This is a genomic window from Streptomyces sp. NPDC054840, from assembly GCF_053611065.1.
In genome coordinates this window covers 1-3,695 of sequence record NZ_JBSGZP010000708.1, presented here as the reverse complement: position 1 = coordinate 3,695, position 3,695 = coordinate 1, and the positions used below count along the sequence as shown (strand labels likewise).

Sequence of the window (3,695 nt, the reverse complement as noted above, 5' to 3'; positions counted from 1 at the left end):
GGGACCATACCGGGAGAAGGCCCGGTCCAGGTGCCCGCCGCAGGCGCTACGCGTCGCCGCCCGCCGCGCCCGGGTCCGCCGCCGCGACGTCCAGCAGCTGGTACCGGTCGACCGCCTGCTTCAGCACCGACCGGTCGACCTTCCCCGCCCGGGCCAGCTCGGTGAGCGTCGCCAGGACCACGGACTGCGCGTCGATGTGGAAGAAGCGCCGCGCGGCGCCACGGGTGTCCGCGAAACCGAAGCCGTCCGCGCCCAGCGAGGTGTACGCGCCCGGCACCCACCGCGAGATCTGGTCCGGAACCGCCCGCATCCAGTCCGAGACCGCCACGAACGGCCCCTCGGCACCCGACAGCTTCCGCGTCACGTACGGGACGCGCTGCTCCTCCTCCGGGTGGAGCAGGTTGTGCTGCTCCACCTCGACCGCCTCGCGGCGCAGCTCGTTCCAGGAGGTCGCCGACCAGACGTCCGCCCGTACGCCCCAGTCGGCCGCCAGGATCCGCTGCGCCTCCAGCGCCCACGGCACCGCCACGCCCGAGGCCATCAGCTGCGCCCCGATCGTGCCCTCGGTGCCCTGCGACACCCGGTGGATGCCCTTGAGGATGCCGTCCACGTCGACGCCCGCCGGCTCGGCCGGGTGCTGGATCGGCTCGTTGTAGACGGTCAGGTAGTAGAAGACGTCCTCCGCCTCCGGGCCGTACATCCGCCGCAGACCGTCCTTGACGATGTGCGCGATCTCGTAGCCGTAGGCCGGGTCGTACGCCACGCAGCCCGGGTTCGTAGAGGCCAGCAGCTGGGAGTGACCGTCGGCGTGCTGGAGGCCCTCACCCGTCAGGGTGGTCCGCCCGGCGGTCGCGCCGAGGACGAAACCGCGCGCGAGCTGGTCGGCCATCTGCCAGAACTGGTCACCCGTGCGCTGGAAACCGAACATCGAGTAGAAGACGTAGACCGGGATCAGCGGCTCGCCGTGCGTCGCGTACGCCGAACCGGCGGCGATCAGCGAGGCCGTGCAGCCCGCCTCCGAGATGCCGTCGTGCAGCATCTGGCCGGTCGGGGACTCCTTGTACGCGAGCAGCAGGTCGCGGTCGACCGCCTCGTACTGCTGGCCGAGCGGGTTGTAGATCTTGGCGCTCGGGAAGAAGGCGTCCATACCGAAGGTGCGGTACTCGTCGGGCGCGATCAGTACGAAGCGCTTGCCGATCTCCTTGTCCCGCATCAGGTCCTTCAGGATGCGGACGAAGGCCATGGTCGTGGCGATCGACTGCTGCCCCGAGCCCTTCCTGGCGGCCGCGTACGTCTTGTCGTCCGGCAGCTGCAGCGGCTTCGCGCGCACCACACGGGTCGGCACGTACCCGCCCAGCGCACTGCGCTGGTCGTGCATGTACTGGATCTCGGGGGAGCTCGGGCCCGGGTGGTAGTACGGCGGGGCCCCGCCCTCCAGCTGCGCGTCCGTGATCGGGATGTGCAGACGGTCGCGGAAGCGCTTGAGGTCGTCGACCGTCAGCTTCTTCATCTGGTGCGTCGCGTTGCGGCCCTCGAAGTTCGGGCCGAGCGTCCAGCCCTTGACCGTCTGGGCCAGGATCACCGTCGGCTGGCCCTTGTGGGCCTTGGCCGCCGCGTACGCCGCGTAGACCTTCTTGTGGTCGTGACCGCCGCGGCCCAGGTGCTGGATCTGCTGGTCGGACATGTTCTCGACCATCGCGCGCAGCCGCTGGTCGCCGCCGAAGAAGTGCTCGCGGATGTACGCGCCCGACTCGGTGGCGTACGTCTGGAACTGCCCGTCGGGCGTGGAGTTCATCTTGTTGACCAGGATGCCGTCGCGGTCCTGCGCCAGCAGCGGGTCCCAGGAGCGGTCCCAGATCAGCTTGATGACGTTCCAGCCGGCACCGCGGAAGATCGACTCCAGCTCCTGGATGATCTTGCCGTTGCCGCGCACCGGGCCGTCGAGGCGCTGCAGGTTGCAGTTGACGACGAAGGTCAGGTTGTCCAGACCCTCACGGGCGGCGATCGACAGCTGGCCCAGCGACTCCGGCTCGTCCATCTCGCCGTCGCCGAGATACGCCCAGACGTGGGACCTGGAGGTGTCGGCGATGCCGCGCGCCTCCATGTACCGGTTCATCCGCGCCTGGTAGATCGCACCCAGCGGACCGAGGCCCATCGAGACGGTCGGGAACTCCCAGAAGTCCGGCATCAGCCGGGGGTGGGGATAGCTCGACAGGCCGTACGGGGCCTTCGACTTCTCCTGGCGGAAGGAGTCGAGCTGCTGCTCGGTGAGCCGGTCCAGGAGGTAGGCGCGGGCGTAGATACCGGGGGAGGCGTGGCCCTGGAAGAAGATCTGGTCGCCGCCGTCGCCCTCGTCCTTGCCCCGGAAGAAGTGGTTGAAGCCCACGTCGTAGAGGGAGGCGGAGGAGGCGAACGTGGCGATGTGGCCGCCGACGCCGATACCGGGACGCTGGGCACGCGAGACCATGACGGCCGCGTTCCAGCGGGTGGCGTTGAGGACCTTGCGCTCGATCTCCTCGTTGCCGGGGAAGAACGGCTCGTCCCGGGTGGCGATCGTGTTGACGTAGTCGGTGCTGCGCATCTCCGGCACGGCCACGCGCTTCTCACGGGCCCGCTCGATCAGCCGCAGCATCAGGTAGCGGGCCCGCTCACGGCCCCGCTCGTCGACTGCGGCGTCGAGGGAGTCGAGCCACTCCTGGGTCTCCTCCGGATCGAAGTCCGGGACCTGACTCGGCAGGCCGCCAATGATGATCGGATTGCGATCGGATGCGGAAGCCACGCTGTTCCTTCGCTGTCGGGGGGAGTCGTGCCTTGGGTTCGCCGCCTCCCATGCTCTTACGCTGGGCCGGAATCTTCATCTTTACCAGCGGGTAATCCCGGGGAACCGCAGGGAACCCGCGAGGGGTGGATCGACGGGGATCCGTAGCGAATCCGGCCAAACCGCCCCTTACCCTCAAGGCGGGCGCCGACTTCGTCAGACCGTTCGTCCCTCAAACAGGTAGGAAAGACCCAAGCGTCAACGATGATGCCGAATGAGCTGGAATGGTGTGGGATGAATCACGAGAGGTGTACACGGGAAGGCTGAAAGTTGCGGCGAGACGGCCGTAATCGTCACCGTTTCGACGGTCTCGGCCGCCGGGTACTTGCGCGATCCGCCGCGCCCGTGTGGACTACGCCCAATGCTGCGCGTACGCGCGCCGCCGAAGACATTCACCGAACATGAGCAGGAGGCACCCCGTGAGCGCGACCGCGGACCACGCGGAGAGCCTGGCCGCCCGGCTGGGTTTCCAGTCCGAACAGGTGGTCCAGGAGATCGGCTACGACGACGACGTCGATCAGGAATTCCGTGACAGCGTCGAAAAGCTCGTCAGCGAGCTCGCCGACGAAGACTACGACGACGTCGCCGACGCGGTGCTGTTGTGGTTCCGTGACGAGGACGGCGATCTGACGGACGCCCTGGTCGACGCGACCGAGCTGGTCGAGGACGGCGCACTGATCCTGCTGCTGACCCCCAAGACGGGCCGTGACGGCTACGTCGAGGCCAGCGACATCAGCGAGGCGGCCGAGACCGCCGGTCTCTCCCTCGCCAAGGGCCTGCCCGTCGGCAAGGAGTGGACCTCCACCAAGCTGGTGACGCCCAAGGCGGCCAAGGCCAAGCGCTGAGCCGAGCCCCGCAGCGATGCGGAGACAGGGCC

At 68.6% G+C, this 3,695-nt stretch carries 2 protein-coding genes; one reads left to right on the top strand and one right to left on the bottom strand.

Annotated features, from left to right (window positions below; genetic code table 11):
* Positions 1 to 46: 46 nt before the first annotated feature.
* Positions 47 to 2,779: a pyruvate dehydrogenase (acetyl-transferring), homodimeric type gene (gene aceE, locus ACWGIU_RS32655; protein WP_453711724.1), complete on the bottom strand. Its 2,733-nt coding sequence runs from the start codon at positions 2,777 to 2,779 to the stop codon at positions 47 to 49.
* A 458-nt stretch (positions 2,780 to 3,237) separates the two neighbouring features.
* On the opposite strand from aceE, the gene ACWGIU_RS32650 reads away from it, so the two are divergent.
* Complete coding sequence (locus ACWGIU_RS32650; RefSeq protein ID WP_453711723.1) at positions 3,238 to 3,663, top strand: DUF3052 domain-containing protein; 426 nt, start codon at positions 3,238 to 3,240, stop codon at positions 3,661 to 3,663.
* Positions 3,664 to 3,695: the final 32 nt, after the last annotated feature.